Source organism: Aerococcus sp. BD502 (assembly GCF_057919555.1).
Genome location: NZ_CP147972.1, coordinates 339,435 through 357,736 on the forward strand (window position 1 = coordinate 339,435; position 18,302 = coordinate 357,736).

Annotated in this window: 14 protein-coding genes; 1 reads left to right on the forward strand and 13 read right to left on the reverse strand. The window is 48.0% G+C overall.

The genetic code is table 11. The features are described 5' to 3' along the window. Positions 1–113 precede the first annotated feature (113 nt). The 12 genes from gatB to WF803_RS01745 all read right to left on the reverse strand — a co-directional run bounded on the left by gatB (position 114) and on the right by WF803_RS01745 (position 16,775). Entirely contained in the window at positions 114–1,544 is a 1,431-nt protein-coding gene (gene gatB, locus WF803_RS01690; RefSeq protein ID WP_489611401.1) for an Asp-tRNA(Asn)/Glu-tRNA(Gln) amidotransferase subunit GatB, read from the reverse strand. 12 nt (positions 1,545–1,556) lie between these two features. Next, positions 1,557–3,011 (reverse strand): Asp-tRNA(Asn)/Glu-tRNA(Gln) amidotransferase subunit GatA, encoded by a 1,455-nt coding sequence (gene gatA / locus WF803_RS01695; RefSeq protein WP_489611402.1) that lies wholly within the window; start codon positions 3,009–3,011, stop codon positions 1,557–1,559. Then, on the reverse strand, positions 3,011–3,316 hold the full coding sequence (gene gatC / locus WF803_RS01700) for an Asp-tRNA(Asn)/Glu-tRNA(Gln) amidotransferase subunit GatC (RefSeq protein ID WP_489611403.1): 306 nt from the start codon (positions 3,314–3,316) through the stop codon (positions 3,011–3,013). Before gatC ends, gatA begins: the two co-directional genes overlap by 1 nt. 83 nt (positions 3,317–3,399) lie before the next feature. Continuing rightward, positions 3,400–4,530, reverse strand: a complete 1,131-nt coding sequence (locus tag WF803_RS01705; protein ID WP_489611404.1) for a CamS family sex pheromone protein — start codon at positions 4,528–4,530, stop codon at positions 3,400–3,402. A gap of 60 nt (positions 4,531–4,590) precedes the next feature. Beyond that, on the reverse strand, positions 4,591–6,597 hold the full coding sequence (ligA, locus tag WF803_RS01710) for an NAD-dependent DNA ligase LigA (RefSeq protein WP_489611405.1): 2,007 nt from the start codon (positions 6,595–6,597) through the stop codon (positions 4,591–4,593). Positions 6,598–6,610: 13 nt separating this feature from the next. Beyond that, positions 6,611–9,049 (reverse strand): UvrD-helicase domain-containing protein, encoded by a 2,439-nt coding sequence (locus tag WF803_RS01715; protein ID WP_489611406.1) that lies wholly within the window; start codon positions 9,047–9,049, stop codon positions 6,611–6,613. Between the two features lie 124 nt (positions 9,050–9,173). After that, positions 9,174–9,884 (reverse strand): GntR family transcriptional regulator, encoded by a 711-nt coding sequence (locus WF803_RS01720; RefSeq protein ID WP_489611407.1) that lies wholly within the window; start codon positions 9,882–9,884, stop codon positions 9,174–9,176. A 44-nt stretch (positions 9,885–9,928) separates the two neighbouring features. Then, positions 9,929–10,546, reverse strand: coding sequence for a glycoside hydrolase family 73 protein (locus WF803_RS01725; RefSeq protein ID WP_489611408.1), 618 nt, complete (start codon positions 10,544–10,546; stop codon positions 9,929–9,931). A 66-nt stretch (positions 10,547–10,612) separates the two neighbouring features. Next, a complete protein-coding gene (locus WF803_RS01730) occupies positions 10,613–13,420 on the reverse strand; it encodes an ABC transporter permease (protein ID WP_489611409.1) in 2,808 nt (935 codons plus the stop codon). A gap of 23 nt (positions 13,421–13,443) precedes the next feature. Further along, the gene (locus WF803_RS01735) at positions 13,444–14,619 is read right to left on the reverse strand and encodes a class I SAM-dependent rRNA methyltransferase (protein WP_489611410.1); all 1,176 of its coding nucleotides are present in this window, start codon (positions 14,617–14,619) and stop codon (positions 13,444–13,446) included. Beyond that, a complete protein-coding gene (locus WF803_RS01740; protein WP_489611411.1) occupies positions 14,616–16,046 on the reverse strand; it encodes an ATP-binding protein in 1,431 nt (476 codons plus the stop codon). Before WF803_RS01740 ends, WF803_RS01735 begins: the two co-directional genes overlap by 4 nt. Before the next feature lie 3 nt (positions 16,047–16,049). Continuing rightward, complete coding sequence (locus WF803_RS01745) at positions 16,050–16,775, reverse strand: response regulator transcription factor (protein WP_489611412.1); 726 nt, start codon at positions 16,773–16,775, stop codon at positions 16,050–16,052. 171 nt (positions 16,776–16,946) lie between these two features. On the opposite strand from WF803_RS01745, the gene WF803_RS01750 reads away from it, so the two are divergent. Next, on the forward strand, positions 16,947–17,303 hold the full coding sequence (locus WF803_RS01750) for a single-stranded DNA-binding protein (protein WP_489611413.1): 357 nt from the start codon (positions 16,947–16,949) through the stop codon (positions 17,301–17,303). A gap of 42 nt (positions 17,304–17,345) precedes the next feature. Here the strand turns inward: WF803_RS01750 and whiA are convergent, their stop codons facing one another. Then, entirely contained in the window at positions 17,346–18,293 is a 948-nt protein-coding gene (gene whiA / locus WF803_RS01755) for a DNA-binding protein WhiA (protein ID WP_489611414.1), read from the reverse strand. Positions 18,294–18,302 lie beyond the last annotated feature (9 nt).

The following is an 18,302-nucleotide window of genomic DNA, read 5'->3' on the forward strand; positions in this document are numbered from 1 at the left end:
CCTAAATTTATTTGATATTATATATTATAACATACTAATATGATAATGAAACAAAACATACAGGCAATTTCCAATAATAAACAAAAAAAGCGCCAAAATGGCGCTTTACGGTTTTAAACATGCTTGTCGAGTTCTTGTTTCAAGAGCTTATTGACGACTTGCGGGTTCGCTTTCCCACGTGTTTGCTTCATCACTTGGCCCACTAAATAGCCCATCGCCTTCTTTTTCCCAGCCTTATAGTCTTCAAGAGATTGCGGATTGGCTTCAATAATTTCCTCAAGCATGGGTAAGAGGGTCGCTTCATCAGAAATTTGCACCATACCATGTTTTTCCACATAGTCCTTGGCACTGCCGCCTTCTTCAGCTAAACCTTTGAAGACTTTTTTCCCAAGTTTAGAGGAAATGGTTCCATCAGCAATGAGTTGGATCATTTCAGCTAAGTTTTCTGGTGTCAATTTCAAATCGCTTAAGCCTTGTTCGGTCTCATTCATGTAGGCAGAAATTTCACCCATCAGCCAGTTTGACGCTTGCTTAGGATCAGCACCAGCTTGAGTCGTTTGGTCGAAGAAATCGGACATTTCCTTCGTTTGTGTTAGAACCATTGCATCGTATTCTGGCAAGTCGAAGTCTTCAACGTAACGTTGCCGACGTTCATTTGGCATTTCAGGCATTTCTTGGGCCAGACCCTTCAACACATCTTCAGTAACTGAAAACGGAGGAATATCTGGCTCAGGGAAGTAACGATAGTCCGCTTCTCCTTCCTTCACGCGCATGAGAATGGTTTTTCTTTGAGCATCATCGTAGCGCAAAGTCGATTGCACGACTTCACCGCCGGCATTTAAGACTTGGGCTTGGCGTTTTTCCTCATAAGCTAAACCACGACGCACATTGCTCAAGGAGTTCAGATTTTTAATCTCTGTTTTTGTTCCAAAGGCATCCTGGCCATAAGGGCGCAAGGAAATATTAGCGTCACAACGCATGGACCCTTCCTCAAGCTTCACATCAGAAACCCCAATGTAGAGCATAATTTCCCGGATCCGTTCCAAGTAAGCATAGGCTTCTTCGGGTGAGCGCATGTCGGCTTTGGAGACAATTTCCACGAGTGGGGTGCCTTGCCGATTCAAGTCCACCAAGGTTCCTTGGCCGCCGTGGATCGATTTCCCCGCATCTTCTTCCAGGTGAATGCGTTCAATGCCAATGCGTTTATTTACGCCCTCAATTTCCACATCGATGTAGCCATTCTCACCGAGCGGTTGATCTAATTGGGAAATTTGATAAGCCTTAGGATTGTCCGGATAGAAGTAGTTCTTCCGGTCAAAGTATTGCTCCCGATTGACCTCGCAATTCAAGGCCAAGGCTGCTTTTAAGCCGTAGTGAATGGCTTCTTCATTCACGACCGGTAAGACTCCGGGATAGCCCCAGTCAATGGGGTTAGTATTGGTATTAGGTTCTGCCCCAAAACGGCTTGGTGCTGGGGAGAACACTTTCGTATTTGTTTTTAATTCCACATGGACTTCAAGTCCAATGACGGTTTCATAATTCACGCTGCTTCCCCCCTATTCTGGATGTTTTTCGTGATAGTCGGTCGCTTGCTCAAAGGCATAAGCAGCCCGATATAAGGTATCTTCAGTAAAGTAGTTCCCAATTAACTGCATGCCAATCGGTAAGCCACCTTCACTAAAGCCAGCTGGAATTGCCAAAGCAGGTAAGCCAGCCAAGTTAACGGGCACAGTGAGCAGGTCAGCCGTATACATCTCGACCGGATCTTCCACACGTTCACCTAATTTATAGGCGCAGCTGGTTGCTACTGGACCGACAATGATGTCATAGTCTTCAAATACACGGGCAAAGTCTTCCTTCAGCAGTTGGCGAATTTGCCGAGCTTTTTTGAAGTAAGCATCATAGTGCCCCGAGGACAGGGAGAAAGTTCCCAGCATAATCCGCATTTTAACTTCAGTCCCGAAACCTTCGCTCCGCGTTTTGGTGTAGAGATCGTCAATATCATGCACATCCTCAGCGCGGTAGCCATAGCGCACCCCGTCAAAGCGTTGCAAGTTGGAGGACGCTTCGGATGACGAAATGATGTAATAGGCGGAGATCCCGTGCTCAAGGTGAGGCAGGCTCACTTCATGAACGCTGGCCCCCAAGTCGGCAAACTTCTTCACGGCTTGTTCCACTTGGTCCTTCACTTCCCAACTGATGCCTGGGCCGAAGAATTCCTTAGGCACAGCAACTTTAAGGCCTTTGATGCCGTCTTTGATTTTATCCGTATAAGTTGGAACCGCTTCTGTGCTGGTTGTACTGTCGCGGTCGTCCGCACCGGCTAAAGTCTGCAGGAGGAGCGCATTATCGTAAACATTGCGCGTCATGGGCCCAATTTGATCCAAGGAGCTCCCAAAGGCAATTAAGCCAAAGCGGGAAACCCGACCGTATGTTGGTTTCATCCCAACCGTGCCGGTAAAGGCCGCCGGTTGGCGGATCGACCCGCCCGTATCACTACCTAGACTAGCGACTACTTCACCGCTAGCCACAGCAGCGGCTGACCCACCGGAGGAGCCGCCCGGAACCCGCTCTGTATCCCAAGGGTTTTTCACGGGGCCAAAGAAAGACGTTTCGTTAGACCCCCCCATGGCAAATTCATCCATATTTAATTTACCAATAATAATAGCCCCGGCCTCTTGTAATTTTTCAATCACAGAAGCATTGTAGACCGGTAAGAAATCTGCCAGCATTTTAGAGGCCGCTGTGGTTTTTAGGCCCTTGGTCATGATGTTATCCTTAATCCCCAAAGGAATCCCTTGGAGGGGACGGTCGGCACTGTAGCCTTTTTCATCGCTCGCTTTGGCTTCTTTTAAGGCCTCTTCTTCATTTAATGTAATGAAGGTATTCAGGCGTTCTTGCTGGGCTTTAATCCGTTCTAAAGTACGTTCGACCAATTCCACGGCTGTTAAATCGCCAGCGAGTAATTGCTCATGCAGGCCTTGGATGGTTTCTTTAAATTCTTCCGCCATTAAGCATTGTCCTCACTTTCATCGATTACAGTTGGTACTTCAATGAAGCCATCACGTTTGGTCTTCGTGTTGGCCAGTAATTCTTCACGATCCATTTGCCAGGCGACTTCATCAGGACGCATCACATTATGATTTGCCGTTCCCCAAGTCATTGGCGTCACATCGGACGTGTCCACCTCATCCATATCATTCATCATTTGAATGATACTCTCAAATTTTTGGGTAATCGCTGGTATTTCTTCGTCTGTAAATGATAATTTACATAAATTAGCCACGTGGTGGACTAATTCTTTCGTCACTTCCATCCATCATCCTCCTAGCTTTATTGTCTATATCTTAGCATAAGTCAAAGTAAGGCGACAACGAGCCTTCCTAGCCTCCATGAAGGCTAATTTAATATCTGGTAGGTGAAATTTGTTTCGCCAGCTGGCCGTTTCATAATGGCACGCGTGCCCCCGGGTCCCACCAAGCGCATGGTCACTTCTCCATGATTATTGCGGAAAATGGTATTGGCCTGCTTGCTTGCATGTTGCACGAGGGCAATAATTTCAGAATAACCATCGAATTGACTGTTGATTTGAATATCCAAAGCCACTAATTGTCCATTTTGATAGGTGCCCACCCCCTCAATCCCACTCAATTGTGGGAAGAAGTTATCGACTTCCTCACGGAAGCGTTGAAAGCCAACATTATCCTCGGCAGTCGTATCATCACCAAGTCCCAACGTTTTGTGCTGAACATTAATGGATTGCCAATCACTAAAGGAAGAACCAGCAACAGAGACCGCCTCAGCCTTAAAACTTCCACCAGCTAAGTCAGAGACTGGTGCACTATAGAAAAGGGCCACCTGAATGGGGATTTTCTTATAAGCATCATGCTTTTTCCGCAAGCGGCGCACAATTTCCTGAGCCATTTTCTTGCCCTCTGCCAGGGCTGTATCTTGGTCAATCTCTACCGTTTCCTCTTCTTCACCATTCGTAAATTGTTCACTGGAATTTAGGGCTAAGCCAATCGTCACCCCCGCCAAATGATGTTTGCCATCTTCATCTTGAGTCAAAAAATCATATTCCAATAAAGAATTTAAAATTTTGGGTTTGAAATTAGACCGTGTCTTGGCGGTTGCTTCCTTGGGATTTAAGCCCTCGGGAAAATCTTTCCCTTTGGGGGCGAGCCAATTCGCTGCTAATTTCTGGTCAATTAATTGCCCTTCTTGGATCAAGTAATCATCCGTTGAGAATTGCTCTTGGGCCAATTCATAAAGCCCCTTCTCAAATTGCCGCAAATTGGCTTCCGAACTTTGCCCGGAAACGACACCACGGCTGGGGTTCATGGCATATTGGCCATCGGTAATAAGGGCGGAATAATAGCTTTTGCTGAGCCTTTGGCCGGTATCCTGTTTTAAGTCGGCTTCTTCTGTTTCGCCCTCTCCCTTATCCACTTGGGGGACGCTTTGGCAAGAGGCCAGGACTACCAGGCTCAAAAAAGCCACTAAGGCCCGTTTCGTCTGCTTCAATTTCACACGTTTAGCTCCTTACTTTCACAATGCTTACCCTTTTATTCTAACATAATTTTTGGCCGCTTAAGATGGCAATTTCTCCCGCATCTCCTGCTCATTAAAAATGGTAATCTCTAATTGCTGTGCCCGGCTTAATTTACTGCCTGCGTCTGCTCCTGCCACAACCACATCCGTATTTTTTGACACGGAACCAGTGACCTTACCGCCTTCCGCTTCGATGGCAGCCTTGGCTTCTTGGCGAGTATAGTGTTCTAATTTACCGGTCAAAACGACCGTTTTCCCTTGCCAAAAAGTGTCCTTGGCGGCAAGCTCTGCTCGGCTCTCGCCTTCGTATGTCATGTTGACGCCCGCCTTTTCCAGGCGTTCCAAGAGGGCTAGAATATCTTCATTCCCGAAGGCTTCGGCCACACTTTGGGCCATAATTGCTCCAAAGCCAGGGACCGCCGCAATATCTTCTTCTTTGGCTTCAATGAGATGCTTCAAGTCGCCAAATTCTCTAGCGAGATCCCGGCAGGCTTTCTGGCCAATGTGGCGAATGCCTAAGCCGAAAAGCAGGCGTTCTAAAGATTGCCCCTTGCTGTCGGTAATAGCGGTTAAAATATTACTTGCTGTTTTCTCCTTCACGCCTGAAAGGGTGAGCAAGTCCTCCTCGGTCAAATGATAAAGGTCGCTAGGGTCTTGGACGAGGTCCGCCTCATAGCATTTCTCAAGCATTTTAGGGCCGAGGCCGACGATATCCATCGCGGGCCGTGAAACAAAATGATAAAGTTTTTCCTTGGCTTGGGCGGGGCAGGCTAAATTAATGCAGCGTAGGGCCACTTCATCTTCCAAGTGGATCAATTCACTGTCGCAAGCTGGGCAGTGGGTCGGGATTTCATAAGGTTTTGCCTGATCACCACGATGGTCGGTGAGAACTTTAATCACTTCAGGGATGATATCGCCAGCCTTATGAATGAGGACTTCATCGCCTAAGCGCAAATCCTTCTCTTCAATATAATCAGCATTGTGCAAGCTAGCCCGCTGCACCACTGAGCCTGCCAGTAAGACCGGCTCCATCACCGCAGTTGGGGTCACGACTCCGGTACGCCCTACCGTCCATTCAATATCGTGCAAGGTGGTTTGGGCTTGTTCCGCCGGAAATTTATAGGCTGTCGCCCAGCGAGGAGCGCGCACTGTGTTCCCCAATTGGGCTTGCTCCTTGAAGTCATTGACCTTAATGACCACCCCATCAATATCATAAGGTAAGGCGTGGCGTTTCTCAGCCATGGCTTCAATATACTGCCAAATTTCCTCACTGTTTTGGCAAAGGGCATAGTTCGGATTCACCCGCAAACCCCATTGTGGCAGAGCCTTGAGGAGTTCGGCCTGGGTATTAACAGCCGGTTCCCCCTCAAAGTGGGAGGCATAGAGGAAAACATTAAGCTGGCGCTTAGCCGTAATGCGGCTGTCCAGTTGCCGCACACTGCCCGCCGCTGAATTTCTCGGATTCGCAAAGGTCGGCTGGCCCTCAGCTTCCCGCTCTTCATTCAAAGCCTCGAAAGCTGCTTTGGGCATGTAAACTTCACCGCGCACGGTCACATCTAAAGGCTCACTTAGTTTCAGGGGAATGCTGGGGATGGTTTTAATATTAGCCGTGATATCCTCACCGACCTGCCCATCGCCTCGAGTCGCCCCATACGTTAGCCGCCCACCATCATAGCGTAAGGAAACGGACAGGCCATCAATTTTTAATTCACAAACATAAGTCGTGTCTGCGCCTAAGCTCTCCTTCGTTCGCCGGATAAAAGCCTCCACCTCTTCTTGGCTAAAGACATCATCTAAGGAGAGCAGGGTCTCATCATGTTGAATTTTTTCAAAGCGCTCATCAGCCACGCCGCCAACTCTTTGCGTGGGCGATTCGGCCAGGCGAAATTCAGGATACTCCTTCTCTAGAGCCAGTAATTGCTGATAAGCTTCATCATATTCCGCATCGGTTGCGATCGGCTGATCTAAAACATAATAAGCGTGCGCATAGCTGTTCAATTTTTCGGTTAAGGCCGCCATCTGCTGGCGTGCTTTTTCTTGGTCCACTAGGTCCGCCTCCTTATATTTTTTCAATCGGTGCAAAAGCTGTGAGCAGGCGCTTGAGCCCTTGCTTGGGGAAGGCAATGTCCACTTCTTGCTCTTGGCCCTCACCCTTCACTTGGACAACCATGCCCGTGCCCCAGGCGGGATGGCGGGCCTTATCACCCACTTGCCAATTGGCGCTAGGGCTAGACTGGGTTTTGGCAGGTCCTTCATAGGGAGCACTAAAGACCGAACGCTTGGCTTCCGCATGTTTCCTCTGGTAGAAGCCTTTCGTAGTATAGCCTTCCCGGTCATAGGTCGTCTCCCCATAAGGAGCGCGCAAGCCCCCAGCACGGCCTTCTGTTTTGATCAGGTCATCGTCAATTTCCTCAATAAATTCAGAGGGCATATTGCTTTGCGGCCGGCCATATAGTAGGCGGGAATAGGCATTGGTTAAATATAATTTTTCCTCCGCCCGCGTGATACCCACATAAGCCAAGCGCCGCTCTTCCTCATGCTCGTCCGGTTCATCCAAGGCCCGGGAGAGGGGGAAAATCCCCTGCTCCATGCCGACCAAAAAGACAATCGGAAATTCCAAGCCTTTCGCGCTGTGCAAAGTCATCAAGGTCACTTCACCCTCGCCATTCACCTGCTCGTCATTGCGTTCGGAAACGAGGGACAATTCGGTCAGGAAATTAAGCAAGGGGTCAGCCAAGCTTGCTCCCTCCGCCGTTTCAAACTGGGGCGTCAGCGCCAAAAGATGCTGCTGCTCCTGGGCCGTAGGGGGAACAGAATCGGTGGTGGCTTGCGCTTCAGGCAAGGGCACGGGCTCCACCGTGAAGTCACGTTCGGCTAAGAAGGCTTCATCAAGCTTGGCCTCTAATTGCTCCACACTCTCCCCTGCTTCATAACGCTGGTCAAATTCCGCTGTCACGGAGAGCAATTCATCAATATTTTCTAAGCGCGCCTCAGCTTCCAGATTATGTTCCGCCTTTAAAGCGGCCCGGTAGCCTGACTGCTCTAAAATGGCCTTGGTCAGTTCAGTAATGGAAAGCTTTTGCCGTTCCTTTTGGAGTTTTTGGAGCATTTGGGCAAATTTCAATAAGCTTTTCTTCCCCTTGCCGCGTATATTTGACTCTTCCACTAGGGCCGCGGCCTCTAAAAGGGCTAAGCCACGCTCATTCGCAAATTTCTCTAATTTTTCTAAAGTCCCAGGGCCCACCCCCCGCTTGGGCGTATTAATCACCCGCACAAAGGATAAATTATCCTCGGGATTCACCAGCAGGGTTAAGTAGGCGAGGACATCCTTAATTTCCTTCCGGTCGTAGAACTTCAAGCCGCCAACAATCCGGTAAGGGATCGTCGCTTCTACCAAAGCTTCCTCGAGCGTCCGCGATTGGGCATTGGTCCGATATAAAATAGCCATCTCTCGGTAAGAACGCCCCTCTTCGTGGTGTTCTTTTATTTTACTGAGCACGTAACGGCCCTCGTCGCGTTCATTTTGCGCCCGGTAGTAGGTAATTTTTTCACCCGCGGGATTTTCCGTCCAGAGTTTCTTCGCCTTCCGGTTCACATTATTTTCAATCACGCCATTCGCGGCTTTTAAAATGGTTTGGGTTGAGCGGTAATTTTGCTCGAGGAGAATGACTTTGGCTTTAGGGTAATCTTCCTCAAAATTTAAAATATTTTCCATATTAGCGCCCCGCCAGCCATAGATACTTTGGTCGGCATCACCCACCACGCAAACATTCCCAAAGTAAGCCGACAAAAGCTTCACCAAAGCATACTGGGCCTCATTGGTATCCTGGTACTCGTCCACGTGAATATAGTGGAAACGCCGCTGGTAGGCCTTAAGAATATCAGGGTGCTCCTTAAATAAACGCACCGTATACATAATCAAATCATCAAAATCCAAGGCCTGGGCCTGGAGTAATTCCGCTTGGTACTTGGCATAAACCTGGCCGACCACGTCTTCAATATAGCCCTGATGTGTTTTTTGATAGTCATCGGGGCTTTGCAAGAGATTTTTAGCGGCCGAAATTTGACTAAGCATAAAATTGGGCTTAAATTTATCCCGGTCCAAATTCAGGTCCTTTAAAACTTGCTTCATTAAGGTTTTTTGCTCGCTCGTGCCGGCAATTGTAAATTGCGAACTGAGACCTAAAGCCTCCGCCTCGCGACGTAAAATCCGGGCCGCCATCGAGTGGAAGGTGGAAACCCACATTTGCCGAGCTTCTGGGCCCACCAAATCAACCACCCGTTCCTGCATTTCCCGCGCGGCTTTATTGGTGAACGTAATGGCCAAGAGGTGATAGGGGGCCACATCCTTTTCATAGAGGAGGTAGGCCATGCGGTGGGTTAAGACCCGCGTTTTCCCACTGCCAGCTCCAGCCATAATTAAAAGCGGTCCCTCTGTGCATTGCACCGCTTCTCTTTGCTTCTCGTTTAATCCATCAAGTAAGGCTTTGCGATCCATATGTCTCTCCCTTCTCATTGCCTATTAAGTTTAGCATGGACCCGCCCCAATTTAAAGAATTCAGGCGAGAGCCGGAGGAATTTAAGCAAAATAAAAAAGCCAGCGAGGGGCCGACTTTCCTAAGTTAATTAATTTGTTCGAGGATCAAATGATTCATCCAAATCCGCACTTGCTTTCTGGCATTAGGATAATCTCCCGCAATCACGGCCTGGCTAAATTTAGGGTAAAACTCCCGAATCGCCCGGACCTCCGAATTCAAATCCTCGGTATGCCGCTTAGCAAAATTATAGTACAAATCATGCAAGGTTTGAATGGTATTTAAGGTGACTTGGCGGAAGTAACTGTTACTGTGGTAGGACACAATAAAATGGAAGAAGTTGAATTCTGTTTGGAAGTAAGCTTCAAAATCCTTATTCTCCAAATGCTTGGCAATCCGACTAGTATAGTAATTCATCTGCTTCTCATCAACGAGAATGTCCTTCCCCTGCATATGCTGAAAAAGATGAATCGCCATTAATTCAATAAATTGCAGGCGCTCCACAATTGCTGTGGAATTCAGGGCGCTTTTGGTCACCTTCGCGCCTTTGTAAGGTTCAATGCGGACGTAGCCTTCTTCTTCCAGTTGAGCCATTGCTTTGCGGACTGGTGTGCGACTCATCCCTAAACGCTCGGCAATATCAATTTCCTTCAAGTGAGTGTTTGGAAGTAAGATGTTATTATCGATCCGCTCTTTGAGATAATGATAGGCCTTATCCTTATAACTTTGTGCCTTTGTCATATGACTGACCCCTTCCATGGCCGCAATGTAGCCGAATTCATTCTTATCATACCACATGAAAGGGAAAATGCAAAGAAGTTCCTAAATTTTTAAAAGGGTTTTCATTGATCGTATTGGGTCAGCTGGTAAGTCACGATCAGCTCATTTAATTTTTCCGCATAATGAGGATCTGTCGCATAGCCCGCATTCTGGAGGGCCTGCGTAGCTTCCGTGGGACTTTGGGCCTGGACCACCGGCTGGTAAAGGTCTTTGTTCCAAGCCGTCCCATTTTGCATCAGGTCGCCATGGGCAAAAACAGCCGCCCGCCAGGACGGATACGTCGCAAAATGCTCTGTTTTTGTTTCCCACTCCCCGTTAAGGAATTCCTGGGTCGGCAAGGCTTGGCTTGAGCCTGTTTTTGCGGCTTTAATACCAAAAAGATTGCCATAGTCCTGAGCTAATTGGCTCTGACCAAAGCTTGATTCTAGACAGGCTTGTGCAATGACCACGCTAGGGAAAACATGGCTTTTTTGGGCACTCTCCTGGGCATAGGGGGCGATTTTTTTAATGAAAGCAGCCTTCTGATCTAAGCCAACCGAAAGCTTCTGGTCGGCTTTAAACCAATGCTCACCAATATCTTGGAGCACATGCCCGAAGACAATGGCCACTAAAATGATTAATGCGAATAAACGTAGACGCCGGCAGCGTCCTGGCCGGCGCCGTCTTTTCTTTCTGGCCATCATTCTCCCTCCTTTCTTCTATCATGCCAAAAGCGGAGGCTTTTGACCTCCGCCTTCCGAATGATTTTATTCAACACCTTTGAGGGCTTCGACCATGTCGACTTGCTTGAGCTTAAAGTGCATGATGGTTAATACCAGTAAGGTAAACAGAAGGGTTAGCCCCGCCGCATAGGCATAGCTAATGCCGTGAATGGCCAGTGGGAAAACCATCATATCAATTTCAACTGTTTTTAGAATATAAGCGGTCAAGCCTAAGCCAAAGGCAAAGCCAAAACCGATACCGATCAAAGTCAGCAAGATCGTCTCCCGGAAAATGTAGAGAGTCACTTCAAGCGGGAAGGCGCCCAGTACTTTGATGGTTGAGAGCTCGCGAATCCGTTCGGACACATTGATATCGGTTAAGCAGTACAAAACAATGAAGGCCAAGGCAGCTGCGGCAATAATTAGGGCCCAAACGACAATATTTAAGGTCTCAATCGTATCATCGAATTGCCGGTTGAGGGACTTCAAATCCATCACGCCCGCCACTTCATCAAGGCCAAGCAGGTCTTCAAGCAAGCTGTCACGCTTCTTTTGGCCGGCTGCTGTCAAGCGAATTTGACTAGTATTCGGTTCGACCTTTTCACCGGTGAGCTCTTCATAATGCTTTTCCTTCATGACCACATAATGGAGCAAGTAATTTTCAAAGACTCCGGTCACCTTAACTTTTAAGGTTTCACCGTCTTCATCTTCTAATTCTAAGTCATCACCCGCTTGGATATTTAAGAGGGTCGCTAATTTTTGATTGATGAAAACATCTTCCTCCCCCAAGTCCTTCGGTTGGCCGCTCTCTAAATCCTTCATGGCCAGCAAGTGATTAATGCCTGGACTGCAAGCGACGGTTAGACTGACTTGCTGGCGGTTGACATTGGCGGCCGTGGTTTCATATTGCTTGGAATAAGTACTGACGGCTTCCTCAATTTCAGGCTGGTCGGCCAATTTCTTCGTCAGATCTTCTCGAGCTTTTTCCTTAATTTGCGGTTGGTATTGCACGATGGCATCGCGGTGGTCTAAGTCCTGGAATTGCACGTCAGCCAAGCCAGAAATAGAGTCATTAATGCCAAAGCCAGTCAGCATCAGGGCCGTACAACCCATAATCCCAATGACCGTCATGCTGTTCCGGCCTTTATAGCGAAACAAATTGCGCATGGTGATTTTTTGCTTAAAGCTTAGTTTCTGCCAGAACCAACGCCAATGTTCAAGGGCAATGTGCTGGCCTTTCTTAGGAGGTTTGGGCCGCATTAATTTAGCGGCCGCTTCCCTTAAGCTCTGCCAAGTCATCAATAGGGCTGGGCCTACCGTAGTGAGTAGGGCAATGCCCGTGGCTAAGGCAATGTCAAAACCATGGAAGCCATACTGGGTCTCGCCAATGGTGTAGAGCATTTTATAGGCAGTAATAATGATCCAAGGGAAGAAGTAATTCCCAAATAAAATACCAGTAAAACTCCCCAGTAAGCAAGCCATCAGGGCATAGAGCAAGAATTTTTGCGCAATTTGCTTGGCCCCGTAGCCTAAGGCCTTGTAGGTACCGATCTGCTCGCGGTGCTCTTCCACCATTCGCGTCATCGTCGTAAAACTTACCAAAGCGGCGACCAGGAAGAAAACTAAGGGGAAGACGTTCCCGATGCCTTGAATTCGATCAGCATTATCCTCAAATTCTCCGTAGCTAGGGAAATGCTCACGATCTTCAATCTTATAAGTCGGTGCCTTCAAGTCATCTCGCTCTTCCTTGGCCTCGGCTAATTGCTCTTCCTGGTCCTTAATTTTCTGGTCAGCCTTTTTCTTTTCGGCTTTAAATTCCTTTTCACCCTTAGTCAATTTTTTATCCTTGGCCTTAAGCTCGGCTTCCATGGGGGCAAATTGAGCGCTAAGCCCAGCCTCCTCGAGGGTGACGCCTGGCGGCAATTGACTCGCAACTTGTTCCTTTTGGACGGTTAATTGGTCTTGGCCCTCTTGCCAGGCCTCTCTGGCGTCTTTTAATTTTTTCTCTTCTTTTTTGAGTTTATTTTTGGCGTCTTGGAGCTTTTTGTCCCCTTCTTCAATTTTATCCGTCATTTCGTTTTTAATATCAGTATAAACGGCTTGGGGACGGTCAGCGAGGGCGGTTTTTAATGCCTTCACTTTCTCATCAACAGCCTGCTCGTAAGGCTTACTATATGCTTTATAGTCATCAGCTTTTGGCACGTGGACGGCAAAACCTGTATAACGTTCGCCGGCCAAAACGTCAGGGTCCACCACGAGAAAGCCATCCAAACTCCCTTTACCAACATTCGTGGCCCCCCGCTGGGTGCGGTCGATCATCATGGGCGAATTGACGACACCAACGACCTTAAATTCTGTTTGGGTCAGGTGGGGGGCTTCTTCATCCGTATTATCTTGCTTAAAACGCAGGGTTTGCTTTAGAATATCGGCCGGCAGATGCCTGTCCAGTAAGCCGGCATCCACGGCCACCTCATCCTTGGCTTTGGGTAACCGCCCTTGAACCACATCAAAATGATTGCTCTTGGCACTTTGGTTGAAATTAGGGTAAAAACGCACCAGCATATCATGCGATTCGCCCTCTAAATCCACCGTACGATAGGGATCAATATCAATATCCGCTACCTTTTGGGCAGCCTTTAGGTCCTCATCGTCTAAGCCCCAACTCGACTGGATGCCGATATCTTCCAAATGATGGGCCTTAAAATAGGCAGCAGCCGTGTCCTTCATATCTGGACTGGCGCCCCGAATTCCCACAAAAAAACCCGTCCCTAGAAAAATAATACCAAAAAGAGCTAGGAAACGGGAAAAGGTACGAAGCATCTCCCGCCAGGAATCCTTCCATCTTGCTTTCACGCAGTCATACTCCTTTCATTGGTTCAAGCCACTTGATAGATAAATACTTTTAAATAGTCACTCTCTGGCGAAGCGGCTGGCGTTGGGAAATCGGCCGGCAAGGAAAATTCCTGAGCTAAACGGTAGGAACGTCCGCTGGCCTGCATGGCACCCTCGATATCCGCCTTGAAGCGCGCCCGGTCATATTGGGCAGCGTTCGTACTCGCTAATAAATAGCCCTGCTTAGCTAGGATAGCACACGCCTCCTGGGCTAGGGCCCGATAATCTTGAGTCGCCTTGAAAATCCCTTTCTTATGGCGGGCAAAACTTGGGGGATCCATAATCACCAGATCAAAATGTTTATCATGGCGTTTGGCCCAGCGAAAATAGGAAAAAGTATCCATCACCCGAATGACATGCGGCTCTAAACTTAGGCCATTTGCTTGGAATTGCTCTTCTGTTAGGGCCTGCGTCCGATTGGCCACATCCACACTCACCGTGGCTAACGCCCCACCCATAGCAGCAGCTACCGAAAAAGCGCCGGTATAACTAAAAGTATTGCATACTCGCCGGCCTGGTGCTAATTCTGTCTGCACATATTGGCGCACCGAGCGTTGGTCGAGGAAAATCCCCGTCATCCAATGCTCATTCAAGCGCACAACATAAGTGACGCCATTTTCTAAAATCGTAAAAGCCTCCGGCGGCTCCTCACCAGCGAGTAATTCACTGACAGGCAGGGAACGGCTTCCTGTTTGAAAGCGATTCTTACCAATCACCCCTTGGCAAGCTGGCCAAGCGGTTTTTAAGGCGCTGATAATTTGCGCGCGATAATTATAGAGCACTTGGGAATACCATTGGATCACCGCATAGGAGCCATAGCGATCAATCGTAAAGCCCCCTAAGCCATCGCCATCCCCATTATAGAGCCTAAAGGCATTCGTCAAGGGATCCGCAAAAAGCTTTTGCCGAAAGCTAACAGCTTGGTGGAGGCTTTTATTGAAATAGGCCTGATCCAAAGGCACAGTTTGCTCTGTATACAGCCAGCCTAAACCTTGCTTATGCCGGGCGAGGAGGGCTTGGCCCAAAAAATCCTGCTTCCTATAAAGTGCCACACACTGGCCATCCGAGGGAAGAGGCATTTTAAAGTCCTGGGCTTCTAAAAGCCGCCGCCCGGCCTTAAGCTTTTGGGCAGCTGGGGCCGTTACTTGGCAATGTTTCATGCTTCTTCCTCCTTACTGTCTTGGGGCTTTTTGGGGAAAGTCAAAACAAAAGAACTCCCCGCTCCCAATTCACTGTGAACTTCAATTTGGGCAGCATGGGCTTGAACCAATTGCTTGACAATGGCGAGCCCCAAGCCGGACTCCCCATAATGGGTCGAACGTCTGGATTCATCGACTTTGTAGAAACGTTCCCAAATATTTTCCAATTGCTCCTCCGACATGCCAATGCCCGTATCAGAAATTTCAACTTGCACAGCTTCGTCGACGGCTTGGGCACGCAAGTGAATTTGCCCGTGCTCGGTAAACTGAATTGCATTGTTAGTGATATTGACAATGATTTGCCGCAGGCGGTCGCGGTCAGCCCATAAGGTTAAATGCTCCGGGCAGCTCACCTCCAGCTTATTGTCCTTCTCAGCGGCCCGACCTTGTAATTGCTCGGCAATTCCCTCTAAGAAGGGAGCGAGTTTGAGTTCTATTTTATGCAAGTAAATTTCATTAGCACGGATTTTTTCAATATCCATACTCTGCTCAACCATGCGGGTCAGCCGCTGCGTTTCGCTATGCAAAATATCCAAACATCGACCCCGCCGTTCATCAGGAATCACATGGTAGCGCAAGCCCTCTAAGAGACCATTCATTGTCGTTAATGGCGTACGCATCTCATGGGCAATATCTAACAGAAATTGCTGGCGCAACTTTTCTTGGCGCTGAACTTCCTTATCAGCAACCACGAGGGCTTGGGACATGTTGTTAAAATCATGCGCCAATTCATTCAACTCATCCTGGCCGCGCATATGAATTTCTACGCCGTAATCCCCTTGGGCAATTTTTTGAGTGGCCTGCCGCAAGCGATTCAAGCGGTAATTCAAGAAATAAGAAAAACCTGTCGCTAGGCCAATGGTAATCAAAACCACCAAGCCTAGGGAAAGGAGAAGATCGTGCTTGGAAGCGGCCAGCATACTGCTCGTCAGGTTCGTTTGCGAACCGATGACCAGAAAGCCGGCTGCTTGGCCCTTATTTTTTATGGGGATTAATTTGGCTAGGCTATCCGCCTTTGCGGTACTCGTAAAATTCATCCCATACGGTCTAAGCCCTAACTCATGGCCATTTTCCACCCAAGTGATTTCTTCGGCAGGAATAAATTGTTGTAAAACATCCAATTCTGGGCGGTTGGGATAGCGTAATTTCCCCTGCTCATCATATAAATATACCTTTGTTCCGGTACTCGCCAATAAGGGACTCACGCGGGCCAGTAAGTCGGGATCCACGCCCTGCTGATTCAAATAACTCGCTGTCTGGTCCAAGCGGGCTTCTACCTGCTGGGCTACCTGTCGGTCGGAATAAACCAGTAAGGAATAACCCAAAGCTGAAACAGTAAAAAGAATCGTAACAATAAATGCGATCAGCAATTGGTAGAAATAACGCAAAATCTAGGCCTCCTCATCGTACTTGTAGCCCACACCCCAAACCGTTTGAATGACCTGCGGCCCGTAAGACTCCAATTTGTGGCGTAATTTTTTAATATGAGCATCAATCGTGCGTTCATCCCCATAAAAAGGCTCTGACCATAGGCTGTCAATTAAATTCTCCCGCGTAAAAACTTGCTTGGGATGCTTGGCGAGTAAGGCCAGAATATCAAATTCTTTTGGTGTTAAGCTATCGACCGCTTGCCCGTAATAGCGTACTTCTCTAGTCCGTGTATTAATGGCCACTTCCTCGGTTTCAATCATGGCCTCTTCACTGCTCTCCTCAACAGGTGCCTCTTCCAAAGCAGCTTCTTTTTCTAGGCGGTAGCGCCGGTAAAGGGCCTCAATGCGGGCCACTAAGGCCAGCGGGCTGAAAGGCTTGGTCACATAATCATCTGCGCCCAAGTTCAGGCCTAATACCTGATCACTCTCACTATCCCGGGCCGTTAACATAATAATCGGCACGTGCTTATTGCGCTTGCGAATATCCCGGCAAATGCTTTGCCCATCCTTAGACGGTAAATTTAAGTCTAAAATAATCATCTCAATATTATTTTCATGGGCGAGAAAGTATTGCCAGCCTTCCTCCCCATCGGCAATAGCCTCTGTTGTCCAGTCCTGTTTCTGCTCAAAAAACATCGTCATCATTTCGGTAATACTGGCGTCGTCTTCAATCATCAATAAATGCATGCTAAGCCCTCCCCTTATCTTTCTTATTATTATAACATGCGTAGCCTTAAAGGGTATGAGAAAGCTTTTTCCCTCCTTACGGGTGCTGAATCCAATTTTAAAAAAATATTTTTCCTGCTGGAAGTGAAAATCACCTGGGCTGGTGTATGACAAGTTAAGGAGGTAGATGATATGAATCAAGTTCAATGCATTGGGCGCTTGGCCCGCGAGGTGGAATTAACGGCAATCAATGGGGAGACGAAGGTCTTAAATAATGCCATCGCCATCCCCAACCGCTATAAGGGAAAGGAGCGTGAAGCAGATTTTATTCCTATTGTGGCCTGGCAGCAGACGGCAGAACTAATGCACACTTACTTGCAAAAAGGCGATGAAGTAGGGCTTGTGGGCCGCCTGCAGAGCCGGACTTATGAGGATAAGCAGCAAGTGACTCATCATGTGATTGAAATTGTTGTCCATGACGTCACCTTCCTGCGTAAAAAGCAAGGATCGGCCGCTAATGAGGAAATCCCGGTGACTGTCTTAGCTTAAAAATAAAGTGAAGCGGGTCATTTTTGACGTCGCTTCACTTTTTTAACGCCCTTTGAAGGGATCTTTTTCGAGGTCTTCCGCAAATTTTTTTATCTTCCGCAGGCGGTGGTTGACCCCCGATTTGGAGATAGGACCATTCGGCACATGCTGGCCCAATTCCTTCATGCTTACATCAGGGTATTTTAAACGTGTCCAAGCGACATCCTGTAAACGTTCAGGTAAGGCTTCTAGACCGACACGGTCATGGATATAGCGAATCATCGCCAGTTGGCGGCCAGCCGCATCGACAGTTTTATTGAGATTAGCATTTTCACAATTCACCAGGCGATTAACAGCATTCCGCATGTCGCGCACGACCCGAATATCTTCAAAACGCATAATGGCCTTCATGGCCCCAATCAAAACGAGGAAGTCAGAAATTTTATTCGCTTCTTTGAGGTAGGTAATATAACCTCCTCGCCGGTTGATCCCCCGCGCATTTAGGCCGTATTCATTACACATGTCCATAATTTCCTCTTGGTGGAGGGCTTGCCAGGAGTAGATCTCTAGATGATAGCTACTGGTTTCAGGGTTATTGACCGAGCCGGCCGCGAGGAAGGCTCCCCGCAAATAGGCACTGATGGTCGCCTTGCTGGCCCAGGTTTCCGCCCTGACTTGGGCACCGATTTGCCCGTCTTTAAGAATTGCTAAGTCATCTAAGATGTAATCCACATGGTGGCGAACACGGACAATATAGACATTATTTTTCTTCAATTTCATTTTCCGCTGGACAACAATCTCTGCCTGCACGTGATACAAGCTTTTAAGCAGGGAAAAAATCCGCCGCGCTATGGCTGCATTCTCCGTTTGAATCTGCAAAACAAAGCCCTGGTTCACCAAGCTTAGACTGCCATTCATGCGGACTAAGGCTTCTAACTCTGCTTTGGCTTCAGCCTTTGTCCCTTTTTTTCGGGTTAATTCATTTTTAACAGTCGCCGCAAAGGAACTCATTGCCTCACC

Excerpts from the sequence above, each read along its gene's own strand:
- gatA (WP_489611402.1), bottom strand. The coding sequence starts at position 3,011 with ATGGCGGAAGAATTTAAAGAAACCATCCAAGGCCTGCATGAGCAATTA.
- gatC (WP_489611403.1), bottom strand. The coding sequence starts at position 3,316 with ATGGAAGTGACGAAAGAATTAGTCCACCACGTGGCTAATTTATGTAAA.
- WF803_RS01715 (WP_489611406.1), bottom strand. The coding sequence starts at position 9,049 with ATGGATCGCAAAGCCTTACTTGATGGATTAAACGAGAAGCAAAGAGAA.
- WF803_RS01720 (WP_489611407.1), bottom strand. The coding sequence starts at position 9,884 with ATGTGGTATGATAAGAATGAATTCGGCTACATTGCGGCCATGGAAGGG.
- WF803_RS01725 (WP_489611408.1), bottom strand. The coding sequence starts at position 10,546 with ATGGCCAGAAAGAAAAGACGGCGCCGGCCAGGACGCTGCCGGCGTCTA.
- WF803_RS01735 (WP_489611410.1), bottom strand. The coding sequence starts at position 14,619 with ATGAAACATTGCCAAGTAACGGCCCCAGCTGCCCAAAAGCTTAAGGCC.
- WF803_RS01745 (WP_489611412.1), bottom strand. The coding sequence starts at position 16,775 with ATGCATTTATTGATGATTGAAGACGACGCCAGTATTACCGAAATGATG.
- WF803_RS01750 (WP_489611413.1), top strand. The coding sequence starts at position 16,947 with ATGAATCAAGTTCAATGCATTGGGCGCTTGGCCCGCGAGGTGGAATTA.
- whiA (WP_489611414.1), bottom strand. The coding sequence starts at position 18,293 with ATGAGTTCCTTTGCGGCGACTGTTAAAAATGAATTAACCCGAAAAAAA.